Origin of the sequence: Sphingomonas sp. SAFR-052 (assembly GCF_051965015.1) — a bacterium.
In the GTDB taxonomy this organism is placed as follows: domain Bacteria; phylum Pseudomonadota; class Alphaproteobacteria; order Sphingomonadales; family Sphingomonadaceae; genus Sphingomonas.
In genome coordinates, this window is record NZ_JBQCMO010000013.1 from 77,244 (window position 1) to 96,055 (window position 18,812).

Annotated in this window: 13 protein-coding genes; 5 read left to right on the forward strand and 8 right to left on the reverse strand. The window is 62.3% G+C overall.

Going from position 1 to position 18,812, the window contains the following annotated elements:
- Positions 1–20: 20 nt before the first annotated feature.
- Genes ACTHQV_RS17775 through ACTHQV_RS17785 form a run of 3 tightly spaced genes read right to left on the reverse strand, consistent with a single transcriptional unit; the run spans position 21 to position 4,305 of the window.
- A complete protein-coding gene (locus ACTHQV_RS17775) occupies positions 21–1,511 on the reverse strand; it encodes a tryptophan halogenase family protein (RefSeq protein WP_440492074.1) in 1,491 nt (496 codons plus the stop codon).
- Complete coding sequence (locus ACTHQV_RS17780; protein ID WP_440492075.1) at positions 1,508–2,818, reverse strand: tryptophan 7-halogenase; 1,311 nt, start codon at positions 2,816–2,818, stop codon at positions 1,508–1,510. The genes ACTHQV_RS17775 and ACTHQV_RS17780 overlap by 4 nt, the downstream gene beginning before the upstream one ends.
- On the reverse strand, positions 2,815–4,305 hold the full coding sequence (locus tag ACTHQV_RS17785) for a tryptophan halogenase family protein (protein WP_440492076.1): 1,491 nt from the start codon (positions 4,303–4,305) through the stop codon (positions 2,815–2,817). The genes ACTHQV_RS17780 and ACTHQV_RS17785 overlap by 4 nt, the downstream gene beginning before the upstream one ends.
- Before the next feature lie 185 nt (positions 4,306–4,490).
- On the opposite strand from ACTHQV_RS17785, the gene ACTHQV_RS17790 reads away from it, so the two are divergent.
- The 4 genes from ACTHQV_RS17790 (at position 4,491) to ACTHQV_RS17805 (ending at position 10,986) form a co-directional block, all read left to right on the forward strand.
- Positions 4,491–5,867: a TonB-dependent receptor plug domain-containing protein gene (locus ACTHQV_RS17790; protein ID WP_440492077.1), complete on the forward strand. Its 1,377-nt coding sequence runs from the start codon at positions 4,491–4,493 to the stop codon at positions 5,865–5,867.
- A 27-nt stretch (positions 5,868–5,894) separates the two neighbouring features.
- Positions 5,895–7,787, forward strand: coding sequence for a TonB-dependent receptor (locus ACTHQV_RS17795; protein ID WP_440492088.1), 1,893 nt, complete (start codon positions 5,895–5,897; stop codon positions 7,785–7,787).
- 404 nt (positions 7,788–8,191) lie between these two features.
- Positions 8,192–9,532, forward strand: a complete 1,341-nt coding sequence (locus ACTHQV_RS17800; RefSeq protein WP_440492078.1) for a glycoside hydrolase 5 family protein — start codon at positions 8,192–8,194, stop codon at positions 9,530–9,532.
- Positions 9,533–9,603: 71 nt separating this feature from the next.
- Positions 9,604–10,986, forward strand: coding sequence for a M20/M25/M40 family metallo-hydrolase (locus ACTHQV_RS17805; protein ID WP_440492079.1), 1,383 nt, complete (start codon positions 9,604–9,606; stop codon positions 10,984–10,986).
- A 20-nt stretch (positions 10,987–11,006) separates the two neighbouring features.
- On the opposite strand, the gene ACTHQV_RS17810 is transcribed toward ACTHQV_RS17805, so the two are convergent.
- From ACTHQV_RS17810 to ACTHQV_RS17820, 3 genes are all read right to left on the reverse strand, one after another.
- A complete protein-coding gene (locus tag ACTHQV_RS17810; protein WP_440492080.1) occupies positions 11,007–12,584 on the reverse strand; it encodes an amidase in 1,578 nt (525 codons plus the stop codon).
- Positions 12,585–12,785: 201 nt separating this feature from the next.
- The gene (locus ACTHQV_RS17815; RefSeq protein ID WP_440492081.1) at positions 12,786–13,745 is read right to left on the reverse strand and encodes an acyltransferase family protein; all 960 of its coding nucleotides are present in this window, start codon (positions 13,743–13,745) and stop codon (positions 12,786–12,788) included.
- Positions 13,746–15,191: 1,446 nt separating this feature from the next.
- Entirely contained in the window at positions 15,192–16,418 is a 1,227-nt protein-coding gene (locus ACTHQV_RS17820) for a hypothetical protein (protein WP_440492082.1), read from the reverse strand.
- A gap of 281 nt (positions 16,419–16,699) precedes the next feature.
- Between ACTHQV_RS17820 and ACTHQV_RS17825 the strand changes: the two genes are divergently transcribed.
- Positions 16,700–17,278, forward strand: coding sequence for a recombinase family protein (locus ACTHQV_RS17825; protein ID WP_440492083.1), 579 nt, complete (start codon positions 16,700–16,702; stop codon positions 17,276–17,278).
- 208 nt (positions 17,279–17,486) lie between these two features.
- Here the strand turns inward: ACTHQV_RS17825 and ACTHQV_RS17830 are convergent, their stop codons facing one another.
- Positions 17,487–18,002 carry a hypothetical protein gene (locus ACTHQV_RS17830; RefSeq protein WP_440492084.1) on the reverse strand — a complete coding sequence of 172 codons (516 nt, stop codon included), beginning with the start codon at positions 18,000–18,002 and terminating at the stop codon, positions 17,487–17,489.
- A gap of 128 nt (positions 18,003–18,130) precedes the next feature.
- Entirely contained in the window at positions 18,131–18,655 is a 525-nt protein-coding gene (locus tag ACTHQV_RS17835; RefSeq protein ID WP_440492085.1) for a hypothetical protein, read from the reverse strand.
- Positions 18,656–18,812: the final 157 nt, after the last annotated feature.

Below are 18,812 nucleotides of genomic sequence, written 5' to 3' on the forward strand. Positions count from 1 at the left end.
GTGCAGGGTTCGGGCGGATTTTAGGCCATCCGCGCGAGCACCGCGCCATGTTGCGGCAGCGTCGCGACCGCCGCTGCCGTCGCGCTGCGCATCTGGCGGATGGCGGGCAGCAGGCGTTCCTCGTCGAGCGCGTCGGCGATCGGGTCATAGCCGACCGGTTCGACCCCCTGCCCCAGCAGCACCGCGACCCAGCTGGGCATGGCGAACAGTTCGTCCTCGTAGCGGAAGATGCGGCCCTTTTGCCGGAACAGGTCGATCTTGCGCGTCAGGCTGTCGGGCACGTCCATGGTGCGGACATGGTTCCAGAAGGGGGAATCGTCGCGCGCGGTGGCGTGATAGTGAAGGATGATGAAGTCGCGGATCGACCGGTAATTGTCGGCCATCTGCCGGTTATATTCGTCGCGCTCGACGGGGGAGAAGCCGCGATCGGGGAACAGCGCGAACAGCTTGGATATCCCCTGCTGGATCAGGTGGATGCTAGTCGATTCGAGCGGTTCGAGGAAGCCGCCCGATAGGCCGATCGCGACGACATTGCCCGCCCACATCGCATCGCGCCGCCCGGCGGTGAACGACAGGCGGCGGGGCGCGGCGGTGGGCGCGGCGTCGAGGCGGCTTAGCAGCAGCGCTTCCGCCGCATCGTCGTCCAGATAGCGGCTGGCATAGACCACGCCGTTGCCGGTGCGATGCTGGAGCGGAATGCGCCATTGCCAGCCGGCGGGATGCGCGGTGGCGCGGGTATAGGGCAGGACCGGTTCGGCGCGTTCGGTGGGGACGGCGATGGCGCGGTCGCAGGGCAGCCAGTGCGACCAGTCCTCGAACCCCACGCCCATCGCTTCGCCCAGCAACAGGCTGCGGAACCCGGAGCAGTCGATGAACAGGTCGCCTTCGACCAAGCGGCCATCGTCCAACCGGACGGCGGCGACATGGCCGTTGTCGTGATGGTCGACGGCGACGATGCGCCCCTCGATCCGGGCGACGCCGTCCGCCTCCGCCCGGCGGCGCAGGAAGCGGGCGTAGAGCGTGGCATCGATATGATAGGCATAGGCCATGCCCGACAGCGGCGAGCGCGGATCGGGGTGCGGCGGGCCGAAGGCATTGGCGCGCGCCGCGACCGTGGTCGGCGAATAGTCGCCGATCGGGCCGATCCCCTCCTGTCGCTTCAGCTTGGCCCAGAGCTGGTGGAAATTGACCCCTTCGATATCGCGGCCGAAATTGCCGAAGGGGTGGAAATAACCGCTATCGGCGCTGTGCCATCCGGCGAATTCGATGCCGAGTTTGAAGCTGCCGCGGGTTTCACGCAGGAATTCGGCTTCGTCGATGCCGAGCAGCTTGTTGAAGTTCAGGATCGACGGGATCGTCGCCTCACCCACGCCGACCGTGCCGATTGCGTCGGATTCGACCAGGGTGATGCGGCGCCGGCCATCGTCGAGATAACGGCCACAGGCGGCGGCGGTCATCCAGCCGGCGGTGCCGCCGCCGATGATGACGACATGGGCGATGGGATCGGTCATGATGGAAACTCCAGCGCGGCGAGGCGCTTGGCAAGCGTGTCGATCGCGCGGGCGGCTTCGGCGGGCGAAAGCGACTGCGCGACCGGATCGGGACGTTCGGGGCGTATGCCCTGACCCAGCAGCAGCGCAAGCCATGCGTCGCGGGGGACCGTTTCCTCGTCGGCCGTGACGACATGGCCGCGCCGGGCGAACTGGGCGAGCAGGGTTTCGAGCGAGGGCGGGCGGACGGCGTGGCGTATGCCGTGCCAGAAGGGGCCGGTGGTGCGCCCGCCGGCGTGATAGTGCGCGGCGAGGAAGTCGCGCAGCCGGTCGGCGCGTTCGTTGGCGCGGCGGTTCACCTCAGCGATCAGCAGCGGCTCGGGGGTGCGCGCGGGCAGCAGTTCGCGGATCAGCGCGATCTGGGTGAGCGCGAGGGTGAAGCCGAGCAGGCCGAGCGGGCCGGGCTGGGCCGCGGCGTCGCCAATGGCGAGGATGCGGCCGGCAAAGGGCGCGGTCAGGCGGCCGGGGGCGATGGCGATGCCCTCTCCGCCCGCCTGCGCCTGTGCGGTGACGCCGGGCCAATGCGCGCTCCAGCCGGTCGGGGTGGCGCGGTAGCGGTCGAGCGGGCCGGGATCGGCGGTGGCTGGCGACAGGGTCAGGCGGGTGGCCGGTAGCGCTTCGCGCCAGTCTTCGAACGCGGTGTCCTGGCGAAGCAGGCGCGGCGGGCCGCTGGCATCGATCAACAGGTCGGCCGTCAGGTGCGTGCCGTCCTGACAATGCAGCGTGTCGGCGGCAAAACCGGCAAAGGGGGCGGTCAGGCGGATGCCGGCCTGACCGGCGATCGCCGCCAGTGCCTGGGTCAGGCGGGCGGGGTCGATGTGGAGCGCGGGTTCGACACGCGGGTCGGCGATGCCGGCGCCGGCGGCGACGCAGGCGGGGATCAGGTCGTGGAAACGATGCGGGCTGCGGGCGCGGAGCCACAGCGCGTGGAGGCGGCCTTCGGGCAGGGTCGCGGCGCTGTCGTCGCCGATCAGCCAGGGACGTCCGTCGCGGCTCCAGTCGTCGAAGCGGGTGGCGAGGCGGGCTCGGGCGACGCCCTTGGCGAGCAGCCGGTCCGGAGCGAGGCCGAGCGTGGCGAGCAGGTCATGGGTAGCGGGGAGCGCGAGGGGGAAGCGATCGGCGAGCGCATCGGGCGCGACCGATGCCGGGGTCAGGGTGACGCTGGCGTCGGGCAGCGCCTGCGCCAGCGCGATGGCGGCGAGCAGCGCGACCGGGCCGCCGCCGACGACCGCGACCGAGCGCAGCGCTTCGCGGGTGTTGCCGGTCACCGGCCGAGTGCCCGGTCGTGGCTTGGCATCGCCGCGACCCGGTCGGCGATCGCCTGCGCCAGCGATCCCAGCGCGCGGTCGAGGCCGGCGGCGTCGGGGCGGTCGGCGCGCGGATCCCAGCCGGTCGGCAGCACGCGCTGGCCGAGATAGACCGCGACCCAGCTGGGTTCAAGGAACAGGCCGTGGCCGTATTTCGCGACTTGGGCACTGGAGCGCCACAAAGCGAGCTTGTCGGCGAGGGTGTCGGGGACGGTCATCGTGCGGACATGGTTCCAGAAAGTGGAATCGTCGCGCTCGGTGGCGTGGTAATGCAGGATCAGGAAGTCGCGGATGCGGTCATATTCGGCATCGATCGCGGCGTTGAAGCCGTCGCGATCGGCATCAGCGACGCGGCCGTCGGGGAAATGCTCGATCAGCGACGTGATCGCCGCCTGCACCAGATAGATGCTGGTCGACTCGAGGGGTTCGAGGAACCCGGAGGCGAGGCCGACCGCGACGACATTGCCCGCCCAGCTCCGCCGCCTGCGCCCTGCCCTGAACCGCAACATGCGCGGGTCGGCAAGGGGTTCGCCGTCGAGATTGGCGAGCAGCGTGGCGGCGGCTTCGTCGTCGGACACATGGCCGCTGGCATAGACATAGCCGTTGCCGACCCGGTGGCGCAGCGGAATGCGCCAGCGCCAGCCGGCGGGCATGGCGGTGGCGCGGGTGAACGGCTCGATCGTCTCCGTCGGGCTGTTGCACGGCACCGCCACCGCGCGGTCGCAGGGCAGCCAGTGCGACCAGTCCTCCCATGGTTCTGCTAGCGCATCGCCCAGCAGCAGCGAGCGGAAGCCCGAACAGTCGACGAACAGGTCGCCCTCGATCCGGCGGCCATCGTCGAGGGTGACGGCGGTGACCGTATTGCCCTGCCGGTCGGTGGCGACGATGCGCCCTTCGATCCGCTGCACGCCGCGTGCTTCCGACCAGTCGCGCAGGAACGGGGCGAAGCGGGTCGCGTCGAACTGATAGGCATAGCCGAACGAGGTCGTCGGGTCGGTGGGATCGCTGCCCGGCCGTTCGAAACGGCGGCGTTCGGCGGCGACCACCCCGGCGGAGAAGGCGCCGATCGGCGGCACCGCCCTGGCTCGCGCACGGCGGAGCCAGTAATGGTGGAAGGCGACCCCGGACAGCGGGCGACCATAGGTGCCGAACGGATGGATGTAGCGGTCGCCGATCCGGGCGAAGTCGCGAAACTCGATGCCGAGCTTGTAGGTCGCCTCGGTCGCGGCCATGAATTCGGCTTCGTCGATGCCGAGCCGTTCGAGATACAGGCGCAGATGCGGCAGGGTCGCCTCACCCACGCCGACGATGCCGATCGCTTCGGATTCGATCAGCGTCACCTGGCACGCGGCGGGCAACAGTCCCGCAAGGCCGGCGGCGGTCATCCAGCCGGCGGTACCACCGCCGACGATCACCACCCGAACCTTGCCTCCTTCGCCCGAATCCATGCTGTCCTGCCTTCGCAACTGTCGCCGTCGTGCCACAGTGGCTTGCGGATTGTCCTTAATTAAAGCAACTTGCAATATTTCTATTGTGTTGCTGAAATCCGGCAACTAGCGAGAGCAATCGTTCACGATTGTCGAACGTATAAGGTCGAGTCCCGCGGACGGGACATTCGGGGAGAGGAAGCGTGATGGGGAAGCAATTCGCCATGGATGGTTTGAATACGCGCAAGCGGCTGGGCACGACGGCGTCGCTGCTGGCGCTAACGGTCGCGGTGCAACTGGCAGCGACGGGCGCGATGGCGCAGACGACGGTCGCACCGGCATCGCGCGACGACCAGTCCAAGCCGCAGACCGACGCGCCGCAAACCGACAATTCGGTGCCCGCCGGTGCCAGCGCGGGCAAGCGCCCGGTGTCGGGCAGCATGTCGATCGACAACCAAGTCGCCCCCGACCAGTCGAACGTTACGGTAGCCGATACCCAGACCCCGGCAGCCGATGATGCGGGCGGCGATGACATCGTTGTCACCGGTCTTCGCCAGTCGCTCGCCAATGCGCAAAGCATTAAGCGCAACGCTGACACCGTTGTCGACGCGATCACCGCCGAGGATATCGGCGCGCTGCCCGACCGGTCGGTCAACGAAGCGCTGCAGCGCGTGCCGGGCGTCGCGATCACTCGCTTCGCCGCCGCCACCGACACCGCGCACTTCTCGGTCGAGGGATCGGGCGTCACCATCCGCGGCCTGTCGTACGTCCGTGGCGAATTCAACGGCCGCGACAGCTTCGGCGTCAGCGGCGGTCGCGAGATCGGCTTCAACGACGTGCCGACCGAACTGGTCGGATCGGTCGAAGTCTACAAGAACCTGACCGCCGACATGATCGAAGGCGGCATTTCGGGTTCGGTCAACATCAATACCCGCAAGCCGTTCGATACCAAGGAAACACTGGTCTATCTGTCGGCCAGCGTGAACTATGGCGACTATAACGGTCGCAGCGAGCCGGCGTTCGTCGGCCTGTTCTCCAAGCAATGGGACATCCCGAGCGGCGGCCGGTTCGGCATTATGGCCAGCGCCAGCTACAACCGCCAGCGCAGCCGGTCGGACTCGGTATTCTATTCGGCGTTCCTGCCGCGCTACAACGACGACAAGAACGGCAACGGCGTACAGGACGCGGGCGAGGGCCGCATCCTGAACGCGGGCACGCCGTACCAGTCGACGCTGTTCGACCGCTATCCGGTCCCCTCGGGGCGCGAGCTGGTCTATGTGCCGCTGGGCGCGGGCATGCGCATGCAGGAATTCGACCGCAAGCGCGTCGGCTATTCGGCGGCGGCGCAGTATGAGAATGCGGCACGCAACCTGCTGGTCACCGCGCAGTTCCTCCGCGCGGAATCGGCGCAGACCTGGCTCGACCGCACCGTCGAACCCAACGTCTATTACGCCGATGCGAACGCCATCTTCCCGCAGGCCGGCACCCAGCCGACCTATGACGATGACGGCCTGTTCACCAGCGGCACGCTGATCCGTCAGGGCGGCGGGCAGTACACCACGCTCGGCAACCGCTATTTCTAGACCGACGGCTTCACCCAGGACCAGTCGCTGAACGTCAAGTTCGACCCGACCGATCGCCTGCACCTGAATTTCGACGGACAGTATGTCTATTCGAAGGCGCGCGATTCCGACGACGTGGTCGAACTGGCCAACTTCAACGGCGTGTCGATCGACGGGCGCGGCGACGTGCCGCAGATCAACCTGATCCCGGGGAACGGCCAGTCGGTGCGCGATTATTTCGCCAGCCAGACCAACACCTATATCCGCGACGCGATGAACAACCGCACGCATTCGGATGGCGACGAATGGGCGTTCCGCGCCGACGCGCAATATGACGTGTCGGACGATTCGTTCCTGCGCAAGGTCCGCGTCGGCGGTCGCTATTCGACCCGCGACCAGACGGTGAAGGCCAACGACTACAATAACTGGGGCGCGGTGTCGGACACCTGGACCTCGGCGCTGGCGACCGTCGACAAGTATCGCGACAGCATGACGCCGGTGAACTTCGCCGACTTCTATCGTGGCGAGGCGGTGCAGCCGCCGACGGCATGGGGCATCCAAGACGGCATCCTGACCGACCATGACGCCCTGACCGCGCTGCTGCGGGCGGCCACCAAGCAGGGCGGCGGCGGCTACACCCCGCTGGAGGATCGCGGTACCGCCGCGGCCCCGCTGGTCGACGGCTATTTCCGTCCGAACGAAGTCTATCGCATCACCGAAAAGACCTATTCGGGCTATGCGCGGCTCGACTTCGGCGTCGACAACATCGGCGGCGGCGAAGCCAATCTGTCGGGTAATATCGGCCTGCGCTTCGTCCATACCGAGGACCAGTCGTTCGGCGGCGTCGCGTTCCCGAACATCGCCAACACGATCGGCAGTTCGGCGAACGTCGCGGCCTATTGCGCCTCGGCCAACCCGAACAACACGATCCGCCCGATCTGTACGCTGACCGCGGCCCAGCAGGCGGCGATCGTCGCCTTTTCGAACAACGGGTCGACGACCGACGTCGCCGCCCAGAAGTTCGACAAGTGGCTGCCGAGCCTGAACATCAAGTTCCAGCCGAACAACCAGCTGCTGTTCCGTCTGGCGGCGTCGAAGGCGATTTCGCGCCCGGGCTTCACCGATCTGCGCAACTTCGTCGGCCTCGCCCCGTCGTCGTCGAACACGACCAGCATCTACGGCTTCAGCGCCAATTCGCGGAACCCGTTCCTGCGGCCGATCGACGCGAAGCAGGTCGACCTGACCGCCGAATGGTATTTCGCCAAGGTCGGATCGCTGACCGCCGCGGTCTTCTACAAGCAGTTGTCGAACATCATCCTCGACAATTTCGGGTATAGCCGCAGCTTCACCAACAACGGCCAGACCTTTGCCGCGACGATCAACGGCCCGGTCAACGTGCCCGGCAACGCCAATATCAAGGGCGCCGAACTGTCGTACCAGCAGACCTACGACTTCCTGCCGGGCGCGCTGCGCGGGCTGGGGACGCAGGCGACCTTCACCTATATCGAGCCGGGCAAGGTCCCGAACGCGGTGCCGGACAACCGGCCCGAGGACGGCAATCGTCCGCCGCTCGACGTCGCCGGTCTGTATGACGGCCTGCCGCTCGCGCAGTTGTCGAAGTACAATTTCAACGTCTCGGCCTTTTACGATCTGGTCGGGGTCTATGCGCGTATCGCGTATAGCTGGCGGTCGAAGTACCTGCTGACCAACCGCGACTGCTGCTTCCCGTTCCTGCCGGTATATGCCCAGGCGACGGGTCAGGCGGACGCATCGCTGTTCTACACCGTCAACCCGCAGTTCAAGATCGGCGTGCAGGTCCAGAACCTGTTCGACGCGACGACGCGGACGACGTTCGTGCTGAACGACGAAGGGCAGGAAGCGCCGCGTTCGTACTTCAAGAGCGATCGTCAGTTTCAGATCTCGGCCCGCCTGACGCTCTGATCCGGTTTTCCTTCCTTCGGGAAAGCACCTCAAGGGCCGCGACCGGTGTCGCGGCCCTTTTTGTTTGGGGAGGTTGCCGCTTGCTGCGTTGTTCCGGTGAAGGCCGGACCTTCGCGAAAGTCCGCTACCCGTCCCCGCACCCTGCCGTACCCCCGCGCAGGCGGGGGTCCAGAGCCGAGCAAAACAACGGCTTGCGCATGTCGCCCTGGGTCCCCGCCTGCGCGGGGACACGGAAGGGCGGGCGCTCGCGGCGGTCTTGCGCAACAAGCATGACGAAACGGCCATTCCCTCCCGAATAAACAAAAACGATATTCATTTATTGACAGCGCCGTACCGGCCCCGCAGTCTGACAAGGATCGACAAGAGGCGCGCGGCACGACCGGCGCCGGGGATGAGGGAAAGACATGACGACGATCGCACGGCGCGGATTCATCGGATCGGGCGCATTGCTCGCCGGCTGTACCATGGCCCCGCCCCTGTCGCGGCCGATTGGCGCGCGCGCGACCGGCTTCGTCCGGCGCAACGGCATGCGGCTGACGCTGGAGGACCGGCCCTATCGCTTCGTCGGCGGCAATATGTGGTATGCCGCCTATCTGGGCGCCGATGCGCTCTATGGCGATCGCGCGCGGCTCGAGCGCGAGCTCGATGCGCTGGCGGCGATGGGGGTGACCAACCTGCGCGTGCTGGCGTCGAGCGAGGAAGGGCCGCTGAAGAACTCGATCAAGCCGGGGTTCCGCGGACCGGGCAAGGAGTACAATCAGACGCTGCTGGCGGGTCTTGATTACGCGCTGGCGGAGATGGGCAGGCGCGGCATTCGCGCGGTGCTGTACCTGACCAATTTCTGGGAATGGTCGGGCGGCATGATGACGTATCTGTCCTACGTCAATGGCGGCAAGTATCTGGATATGAACGATCCGGCGCATCCGTGGCCGGCATTCGCGAACTTCAACGCGCAATTCTATGGCAATCGCGCGGCGATGGACCTGTATCGCGACTGGATCCGCACCGTCGTCGGCCGCACCAACAGCGTGACGGGCAAGCCCTATGCCGACGACCCGACGATCATGGCGTGGCAGCTGTCGAACGAGCCGCGTCCGTCAGGTGACAAGGCGCATGCGAACCTGTCGCAATTCTACGCCTGGGTCCGCGACAGCGCGCAGCTCATCAAGTCGATCGATCGCAACCATCTGGTGTCGACCGGCAGCGAAGGGTTGAAGGGCTGCCTGGAAAGCGCGGAGATCGTGCTGGCCGAACATGCTATTCCCGAAATCGATTATCTGACCGTCCATATCTGGCCCAACAACTGGGACTGGGTGAAGCAGACCGATCTTGCCAGCACCGCCGCGCGCGGCGAGACGCTGACCGACCAGTATATCGCCGACCATGTCGCGCTCGCCCGGCAGCTGGACAAGCCGATGGTGATCGAGGAATTCGGCTATCCGCGCGACGGCGGCAGCAACGATCCGGCGGTGGCGACGACCTATAAGGACCGCTTCTACGGTCGCATCTATTCGGCCGCGATCAAGGACATGCGGGACGGCGGGCCGATCGCGGGCACCAATTTCTGGGCATGGAATGGCGAGGCGCGCGCCGTCCATCCCGACTATCGGTTCCAGGACGGCGACCGCCAATATATGGGCGACCCGCCGCACGAACCGCAGGGCTGGTACGGCATCTTCACCGGCGACAGCACGATCCGGCTGGTGTCCGACCATGCGAAGGCGATCGCCGCACTGCCGGCGTGATGGCGGCGGGGCGGTCTTGCACACCGCCCCTTCCCCGGCGCAGACTGGCGACGTTCCTGTCGGAGAAGTCCATGCGCCACCTGTTCGTTGTCCTTGCCGCGTCCGCCCTGCTCCCCGCCGCCGCATTGGCGCAGGATGCACCGACCTCGCCTGCGGGTAAGGAGGCGCTGGGGCTGCTCACGCGCGGCATCGCGTTCAAGACGGTGCAGGGCGAAGGGCAGGTGCCGGCCTATGCCGCCTATCTGAAGCAGCAACTGGTGTCGGCGGGCTTTGCCGATGGCGACGTGACCTTCGTGCCGATCGGCGAAACCGGCTATTTGACCGCGCGTATCGCCGGGCGCGACCGCAAGGCGAAGCCGACGGTGGTGCTGGGCCATATGGACGTGGTCGCGGCGGACGCGAAGGACTGGACCCGCGATCCGTTCACCCCGGTGGTCGAGGACGGCTATGTCTTCGGGCGCGGCAGTCTCGACAACAAGGCGAATGTGTCGCTGGTCGTCGCGACGCTGATGAAGCTGAAGCGCGAGAAATGGGTGCCAAAGCGCGACCTCGTGCTGGTGCTGACCGGTGACGAAGAGACCGAGATGAAGACGACGCAGGCGGCGGCCGACGCCTTCGCCAATGCCGGCCTCGTGCTCAACGCCGATGCCGGTGGCGGGGCGCTGGGCGAAGATGGCAAGCCGATCGCGTACGGCCTGCAAGCGGCGGAGAAGGTCTATGGCGACTGGCACCTGACCGTCACCGATCCCGGCGGCCATTCGAGCCGACCGGGGCCGCGCAACGCGATCGCGGTGCTGGCGAATGCCGTGGTGCGGATCGCCAATTACCGCTTCCCGCCGCAGCAGAACGAGATCACCAAGGCATCGCTGGCCGGCACCGCCGCCGCGACGCCGGGCGAACTGGGCGCGGCGATGAAGGCGTTCGCCGCCAACCCCGCCGACACCGCCGCCGCCGACATCCTGTCCGCCGACAAACGCTATGTCGGGCAGGTGCGCACGACCTGCGTGCCCACTATGTTCAACGGCGGCCATGCGCCCAACGCCCTGCCGCAGCGCGCGATGGCGAACATCAACTGCCGCATCTTCCCCGGCACGCCCCGCGCGGAAATCGAGAAGAAGCTGGTCGAACTGGTCGCCGATCCGACCGTGCAGGTGACGTTCCGCGACAATGGCACGATCGAGGCTGGCGCCTCCCCGCTCGACCCGAAGGTGGTCGGCGCGGTGAAGGCGGTGGTCGCCAAACGCGCGCCGGGCACGCCGGTCCTGCCGATGCAGGAAGCGGGCGCGACCGATTCGATGCATTTCCGGGCGAAGGGGATACCGAGCTTCGGCGTGGGCGGCCTGTTCATGAAGCCGGGCGAAATCTTCGCCCACGGGCTGAACGAACGCGTGCCGGTGGCGACGATCGATCCGGGCGTGGTGTGGTGGGAGGAATTGCTGAAGACGCTGGGATAGGTTCACCCCTTGGCGGGGCCCTACCGGACCCCGTCCAGCCCCGGCCCGACCTCCGCCCGCTCCGGATAGCGCGGCGCGACCCGTGCCCTGGCGCGCTGTTCATAGGCATAGCCGGCGTTCAGCACCTGCTGGTCCGCGCCCGCCGTGCCGATGAACGACAGCCCGACCGGCAGCCCCTGCGCCAGCCCCATCGGCACGGTCAGATGCGGATAGCCCGCGACCGCCGGCAGCTCCGACGCCGACGGCCCGCCATATTGGTCGCCATGGACCGGATCGCTGAGCCACGCCGCGCCATAGGTCGGCTCGACCAGCAGATCGACCTTTGCCGCCTTCAGCATCGCGTCGATCCCCTCTGCGCCTGCCAGCCGCAGCGACTTGGCCCGCGCCGCGCGATAGGCGGGGTCGTCGAGCCCCTTGGTCTTTGCCGCCGCCTCGAACGTTTCCTGTTCGAAGAACGGCATTTCAATCGCGGCGTTGGCGCGGTTGAAGGCGATGACCTGATCGAGCGTGCGCGTCTTCACCGCCGGCGGGGTGGTGGCGAGATAGGCGTTCAGGTCGGCCTTCAACTCGGTCTGGAGCACCAGCAATTCGGCCTCGCCCAGCCCGTCGAGCTTCGGCGGCGTCACGTCGACCAGCATCGCGCCGCCCGCGCGCAGCACCGCCAGCGCTGCGTCGAACCGCTCCGTCAGCGGCGGCGTCATGCCCTTGGGCCGGATCACGCCGATCCGCCGGCCGGTCAGCGCGTCGGCCGACAGGGCGGCAGCATAGTCGCGAACCTGCGTCCGTGCGGTCGCGGCATCGGTCGGATCGGGCACGGCCATCGCCGACAGCAGCAGCGCCGCGTCGCGTACCGACCGCGCCATCGGCCCGGGCGTGTCCTGGCTATGGCTGATCGGCACCACCCGGCTGCGGCTGATAAGGCCTAATGTCGGCTTGAACCCGACCAGCCCGTTGATCGACGACGGGCAGACGACCGAACCGTCGGTCTCGGTCCCGACCGCCGCCGCCGCAAGGCTCGCCGCGATCGCCGCGCCCGACCCCGATGACGACCCGCAGGCGGTGCGATCGAGCGCATAGGGATTGCGCACCAGCCCGCCGACCGCGCTCCACCCGCTCATCGATCGAGTCGATCGGATATTGGCCCATTCGGACAAATTGGTCTTGCCGAGGATCACCGCCCCCGCCCGCCGCAGATACGCCACCAGCGGCGCATCGCGCCCGGTGACGTTGTCGCGCAGCGCCAGGCTGCCGGCGGTGGTCGCGATCCGGTCCGCCGTCTCGATATTGTCCTTGATGAGGATGGGCACGCCGTGCAGAAGCCCCCGCACCCGCCCGGCGCGCCGCTCGTCATCCAGCGCCGCGGCCTGTTGCAGCGCATCGGGATTGACCGCGATGACGCTGCGCAGCGTTGGCCCCGTGCGATCCAACGCCGCGATCCGCGCGAGATAGGCACGGGTCACCGCGACGCTGCTGGTGGTGCGCGACTGCATTTGCGCCTGCAACCGGTCGATCGAGGCTTCCTCGACTTGCGGCTGGGCCCAAGCCGGCGCCGCGACTGCCAGCGCCGCAGCAAGACCGATCCATCCGTACCCGCGCATCCTAAACCTTTCCCTGAATCGGATCGATGCTAGCGTGCCGTAGCCATGGCGAAAAGCGAGGGTTTCGGACATTCGGTGCGATCAAAGACGAACGCCCCGACTGCCCCCTTCGTCCGGATCGTTCCGGCACCGCGGAACGATCAAAAATCAAACTGGTCTCGGACCGCTGATGGTACTTCCGCGCCGGCAACGAACCGGCAGTCAGGCACTTGCAGGCCGCGCCCTCGACGCCGTTGAGATTTTCGGCGCTGCAAAGAGTAGTTTGGCCAACGAAATCTTCTCCGACGCAACCGATAGAACCATGCCAGTAATCAACGCGAAGCATATGCTTACCACAACCAACAAATCGACCTCCCTAAAACCCAGCCGCACTGCGATTTTGTCGAAAAGATAGATTGCGGGGAAATGACTTACATAGAATTTCAGTGAGTTCCGGCCGACGAAGTTCGGCATATTGGCCCACAAATGGTTCCCTACCTTGCGCGAAAGATGGCAGGCGGCGATGATGAAAATCGAGGCGAGCACGCCGAAGGCAGGGCCGGATTTCAGATCGAAATAGGCCGCAGCAAATCCGCCGACGATCGCAACGGCCACAGCCAGCAGGCAAGCCTTGCTGTCGACCAACGCCAGAAATCTTTCCCAATGGCGCCCGGCAAAACCGCCAAAGAAGAAAAACGCCATCAAATATGACATACGGATCGCGATCCTCGCATCCGGGAATGCAATCGCAATAACGACCGATATTGCGAACAATGCCGCCCCGATTAGCGCAAAATTGAACGATTTTACAAAATACGCTACAATGTAGAATATGCCGATAAAATATAAGAACCAGAGATAGCTGCCAGCGTTCAACAGCGAGAGGATTGCGCTCAGGCTACCGACGTCACGTCGGAGTATGATTGCAGCAATCCCCGACCAGATTAGATAAGGCCACCACACATTACGTAGCTTGCCGGAAAAATAGGGCTTTGGACCTTTCCCAAAAGATTGCGGCAAAAGTAAACCCGACAGGAACATCAATGTCGGCATACGGTACAGACCGAAAAAGTCCGCGATCTCCTTCAACCAAAGCGGCGGCGGCAGGTCCACGCGCTTGAGAATGGTGACCGAATGAAAAATGATGACCAGAAGGATGGCGAGGCCGCGAAGGAAGTCCATTCAAGAGTGCCGTGGACCCGCCTGCAATTTGGATTGCTGTACAATCGTCATACTCGCCCCCTCGCGATCGTCATAGGACGGTAGTCGACCGATTCACAGTTCCATGTCCAGTATGTTTGGCGACAGCCCTGTCCCGAACTTGCCGGGCCTACTGCCGAGCAGTATACATTCGACGCTTCGCTGACGCCCCGTCACAAGACTATCCTGCGTTCGTTGAACATCGCGCCCCTCCGCAAAGAGCGCGACTACCCACGACCAGATCAACGACCGCCAACCGACTCGAAACACCTGTGGCCGGTCCCGGTCGGAAGATGACAATGTCGATAAACAAAAGCCCGCCAGGTTGTTCACCTGACGGGCTTTCTAAATGGTGGGCGCGGCAAGGATTGAACTTGCGACCCCTGCGATGTCAACACACCGTGACACCACAGCAACCATTCTCAAACACCGCAAACAACTGCAATCGTATGGCTTTTTCGATCCTGTGCCCGCTTTCATACATTGCTTCCAGACCCAAATCTACCGTCCGATGTGTCACCAGTGTGTCAGCGGTTCAACGAAAGGACGCAACGGCAAAGATGCATCGTTACGGTCGCGCCTTCCGAACATGGTCCACGATCATACCGAAGCGGCAAGGCGTACATTGCAAGCGAGCGACAAGGACGCTGACTTACGCGATTTGCAAACAAACAACACAAACGTTGAACCGGGCTGCGGTGCACCAGCAGCGCCTATTATATTATTAGATGAAGATCATTCTAGGGTAATACCTTCGAGCAAATTTACTAGTTCTGCGCGTTTCGACATGGCAAATGGCCACGTCTTGTGTTATTACCATTTTACCCGTCCACTTACACGGAGTATCAAGAAAGTATTTAACTAAATGTCTTATAAGAATCGAATTAAACTAAAATGTTATGATTGCAGTGCCGACGAAGCCGCTCCCGGAACTACATTAGAAAAGGTTGCAGACTGCCCTGTGCTAAGCTGCCCCTTGCACGACGTGCGCCCTTTGCCCCGGCATTGCAGGAAAGGTGGCAAGATCGATCCTAGCGCAGTCGCAGCTATCAGCGCTAAGCTTCGCGCCATAGATCGACGCTGGGCAGAAGAAGGCCGCTAACCGCCGTTTAGCAGCAAAACCTGACAATCTGCGCACAGTATGCCCATAGGGGCAAGGAACGTTCCCTACGCCTCGACCTGTGCGGAGATTGCCGGATTTTAGTGAAACCGTTCGCAAGAATGTGATCGGTCCCGGTCGTTCCAGTTGGCGTGTAACTGGCGGCTTTGCCGAAAGTTTATTGTCCGGTTCTGATGTACTCATCCCTGCGCAATGTTTACTATAACGGTAGATGGTTAACTAGAATCGACCGCAGTTCGCGACTTTTTGAAGGTTATTCATTCGAATTCTTTGTTTCTAATTTGTATGTAAACCCTGATAAAGACATATTAAACGTCTTTCATTACATTCTGCCAGCGATCCCTGCGCGCTTTGCCGTCTATAGTTATATCATTTTCACCAGCCGGCATACGAGCAAATGCGCCCTTGTCAAAACTTACGCCATATTGATCGCTGTTCGATCTAAAGTTAAGCATTTCTTGGGTTATAATCTGTTCGGTAAGCGTTTTCTTGGTTCCGTTGAAAATGACATGTCTCACTAGGAAGAAAGGTAGCGTATCACAGTTTTCGGAGATATGCTTTCCTATTGAAACATCATAAGGTACGTGATTCGTAGATACTCCAAAAAGACCCTCATACTCGAAATCTATCAAAGTACTTCCATTCACAATTACTGATATCTTTGTTGTTATTTGATCTGTAAGTAATATATCCACCATTAGAACTGTATTTTCATTAGCTTTTACACATGGTATAGTTTCAAATGAAATATACGACCCATCTATACTTGTGAAATCGAGGTAGATTGAACCATCTTGCCTGATAATAACGGTATATGCGGAGGAATTCTCGCTGCTGTTCGCGTTAATAAGGCAGAATGCATCGGTCGGCAATTCCATCATTGCAAAATGCAGCATTGCTTGAAACCCGAACACCTCCGCCAAAATTTTATAGCCAACTTTCTGAACTGCATTACCCAGCGTCGCAACCGATTGCTGCATTGGGTTCATGCCGCCTACGTTGAATACCATTTGCTCAATGAAGAATTTTGGTAGATTTTTTGAATAGTGCGCTCCACCAGCCCTATTCGCGTATTTTTCTATAATATTCCTGTAGTTCAAATTTGAACCATTAAACGAAAAATATGGAAGACCTAAAAGTTGGGGAAAATCTACTTGAACTTGGTTTGGAAGTTCCTGCTCGAAAGATATCATTGGGTTCATATAGTGCATTGCCGGCGTCGCGTGGAGCGGCAACAACTTGCTCGGAAGCATTGCGTACACTTTGAGATTTTGTCGCAGTTCCTTCGCAATATCCAAGAGAAGGGGCCCAGAGTGCGCCTGATCGTCAAACAAGAGCGCTCTAAGTTGCCCTGATAATACTATAACGAGGTGGTGGCGACCAGCACTTATTCCTTGATTAGCATCTTTTATTATTTGCAATGATAACATCAAATCAATTAAGCGATCGCCAAATTGTTTTGCCACTTCCGTGTGATTTTCATTTCCTTCAAACTTTTTATCCTTATCAAGGATTCGTTTCTTATTTCTAGGCATGTGACTTTTCCACTTCGTCCATCAGATACGGGCATAGGTAGTACAGCCAATACTGTTCTGTATAACAACATGTTGATCGATCCGAATGAGGCGATCCCAGCCATTAGACACGGTCCTTACTTCATCGTTTGGATAGATAGCGCTGCGCGTTGCAGGGGTACAAAAGTTCATCCTTTTGAGCCGTGCTTAGACAGTAAGTTCGGCTGGGTGCAAAAGGTACATTGACAGATTGGGCGCTAGGCTCAAATTAGTAGAGTATCTTTTGAGCGAGCCGCTGTCCTATGAGCCGAATCTGCTACCTCCGCGTATCCACCGCCGACCAATCAATTGAGGCGCAACGGACAGCATTGGGCGGCAGTTTCGATCGCGAGTTCGTTGACGAGGGGGTCAGCGGCGCGACGAAGGCAATGGATCGTCCGGGCTTCGCGGCACTTATGAATTACGTCCGCGATGGGGATACCGTCTATCTATACGCGATTGACCGTCTTGGGCGGGACGCCCTCGATATTCAGACGGTGATCCGAAGCCTCATTGCGAAGGGCGTTACGGTTGATGTTGTCGGACTAGGACCGATTGGGAAAGGTGTCGGTGAGTTGGTCGTCGCCGTACTAGCGCAGATTGCAGATATGGAACGCGAGCGTATCAAAGAACGGTGTAGCGCCGGTCGCGCTGCTGCGAGAGCCAGCCTCGCTATTACCGGAAAGACACATCGGGGGAAAGCTAGCCTTGGCAGGCCAGTCGCAGCAGATAGCCGTGCAGTAAGAGAATGGCGGACGGCAAACCGGGCCAGCATTGCCGCGACGGCAGCACACTTCGACGTGTCGCCTGCAACCGTGAAGCGTTACTGTTCTGTCGCGTAGGTCCGTACTAGGTCTTCACTCAACCAAGAAGGCCTACCAACCCCGCACACCAGAATCACGCTCGACCTGCCTACGGTGTTTCCTTGGGCGTTCTTGCCGCTGAAGATGGCGTTACCCACGCTGCCATCCAAAGGGTTGAGAAGCGCCAACGCGCCTAGGTTCTTCAATCCCGAGAATGGGGGCAACCGGAGTCGCCCCCAAGCGATCGCTAGAACCCCAAGGTCAAACCAGCCGCGAAGTAGCGTTCACCGGCATTGCCCTTGATCTTGAATTGCGGCGATACGGCGAAGGCAGCGGTTGCATACGGACGAACCTTCTCATCCGAGAAGCGCGCACCGCCACCGAGTTCGAAGCCAGTCGCAGTTTCGTAAACGAGTTCGCCCTTCGCGTACCAGTCGATCGCGATGTTGACGCACTCTTCATCGCTTGCGAACTGCCCGTTCGGGGCGCGGCAACGGCTCTGCCCATTCGAGAACGTATCGCGCGAGTAGCCGTTGTCTTCGCCTTCGTGAAGGAACATGCCGACGATCGGACGCGCCACGATCGGTCCAAGCTTGGCTGCATATCCGACGCCAAGTTCAACACCCCATTCGGATTGAGCACGCGCACCGGTCAGTTCGGCGCCAAAACCGCCCCGGCTGGTAGCCCGCTCTTGTGCTTGCGCCGACGTAACACCGGCGAACGCAATCGCAGCGCAGAGCGCCGTCTTTATCAACGTATTCATTTAACCCCCAAAAATGGCGTTCAGCCCCCCGGCTGAATGCAGCGCCCTTTCATCGCACGGCGGCACCTTGTCAAATTCGCATACAGCCATATCGGCTGCATCGGATCATTTCTAAGCTTGCAGCGCCGTCAACCGACGACCTGAACGCGGCGTGTTTCGCAGATACCGCGTTCGGCGACATACAGCTTACCGATGGCGGTACCCACGACATATCCGCCGAACGAGTTCTTCGACCGGAACCGCATCAAGGCGTCATATTCGCCGTTCTTTGCCGGGGTCAGGACGGTACCCAGATGCTCGAAACTATCAGGGTCTTTGAGTTCGCGCATGACGTTCATTTGGAACGATGTGTTAAGACCGTTCGGACCGTCCTCGCATACCTTCCCGGTGCGAACGCTCTCTTGATAGGCAGCCTCGTCGGCAGCACGTTGAACCGCTTCCGCCTGTGCCGCCGCCCGGTTGGATTCTGCCGACCGGTACGAGCAATATCCCAATAGGAGCACCGGGATCAGCAAAGGCGACATACAGCCTAGCTTCCCGGAAACGCTGGTTATGCCAAATACCCGTTCGAGGAAGCCCGCGTTCGGCGACAGCTTGGGTTCGTTGACCGAACCCTTTGCGTCCATGTCCTGTTTGGAATCATTCTGGTCCATTATCAGCCCCCGTTCGATTCAGAGGCTACCCGGCGAAAAGCCGGGCGTTGGAATCCTTGCACGTCGCACAAGGCCCGCCGCTTGTGGGTTAGCTGCTGCCCAGGCGATGGTGAGAGGCTATCCTTTTTCGGTCAACGGTGACGGGAAAGGAGCAGGT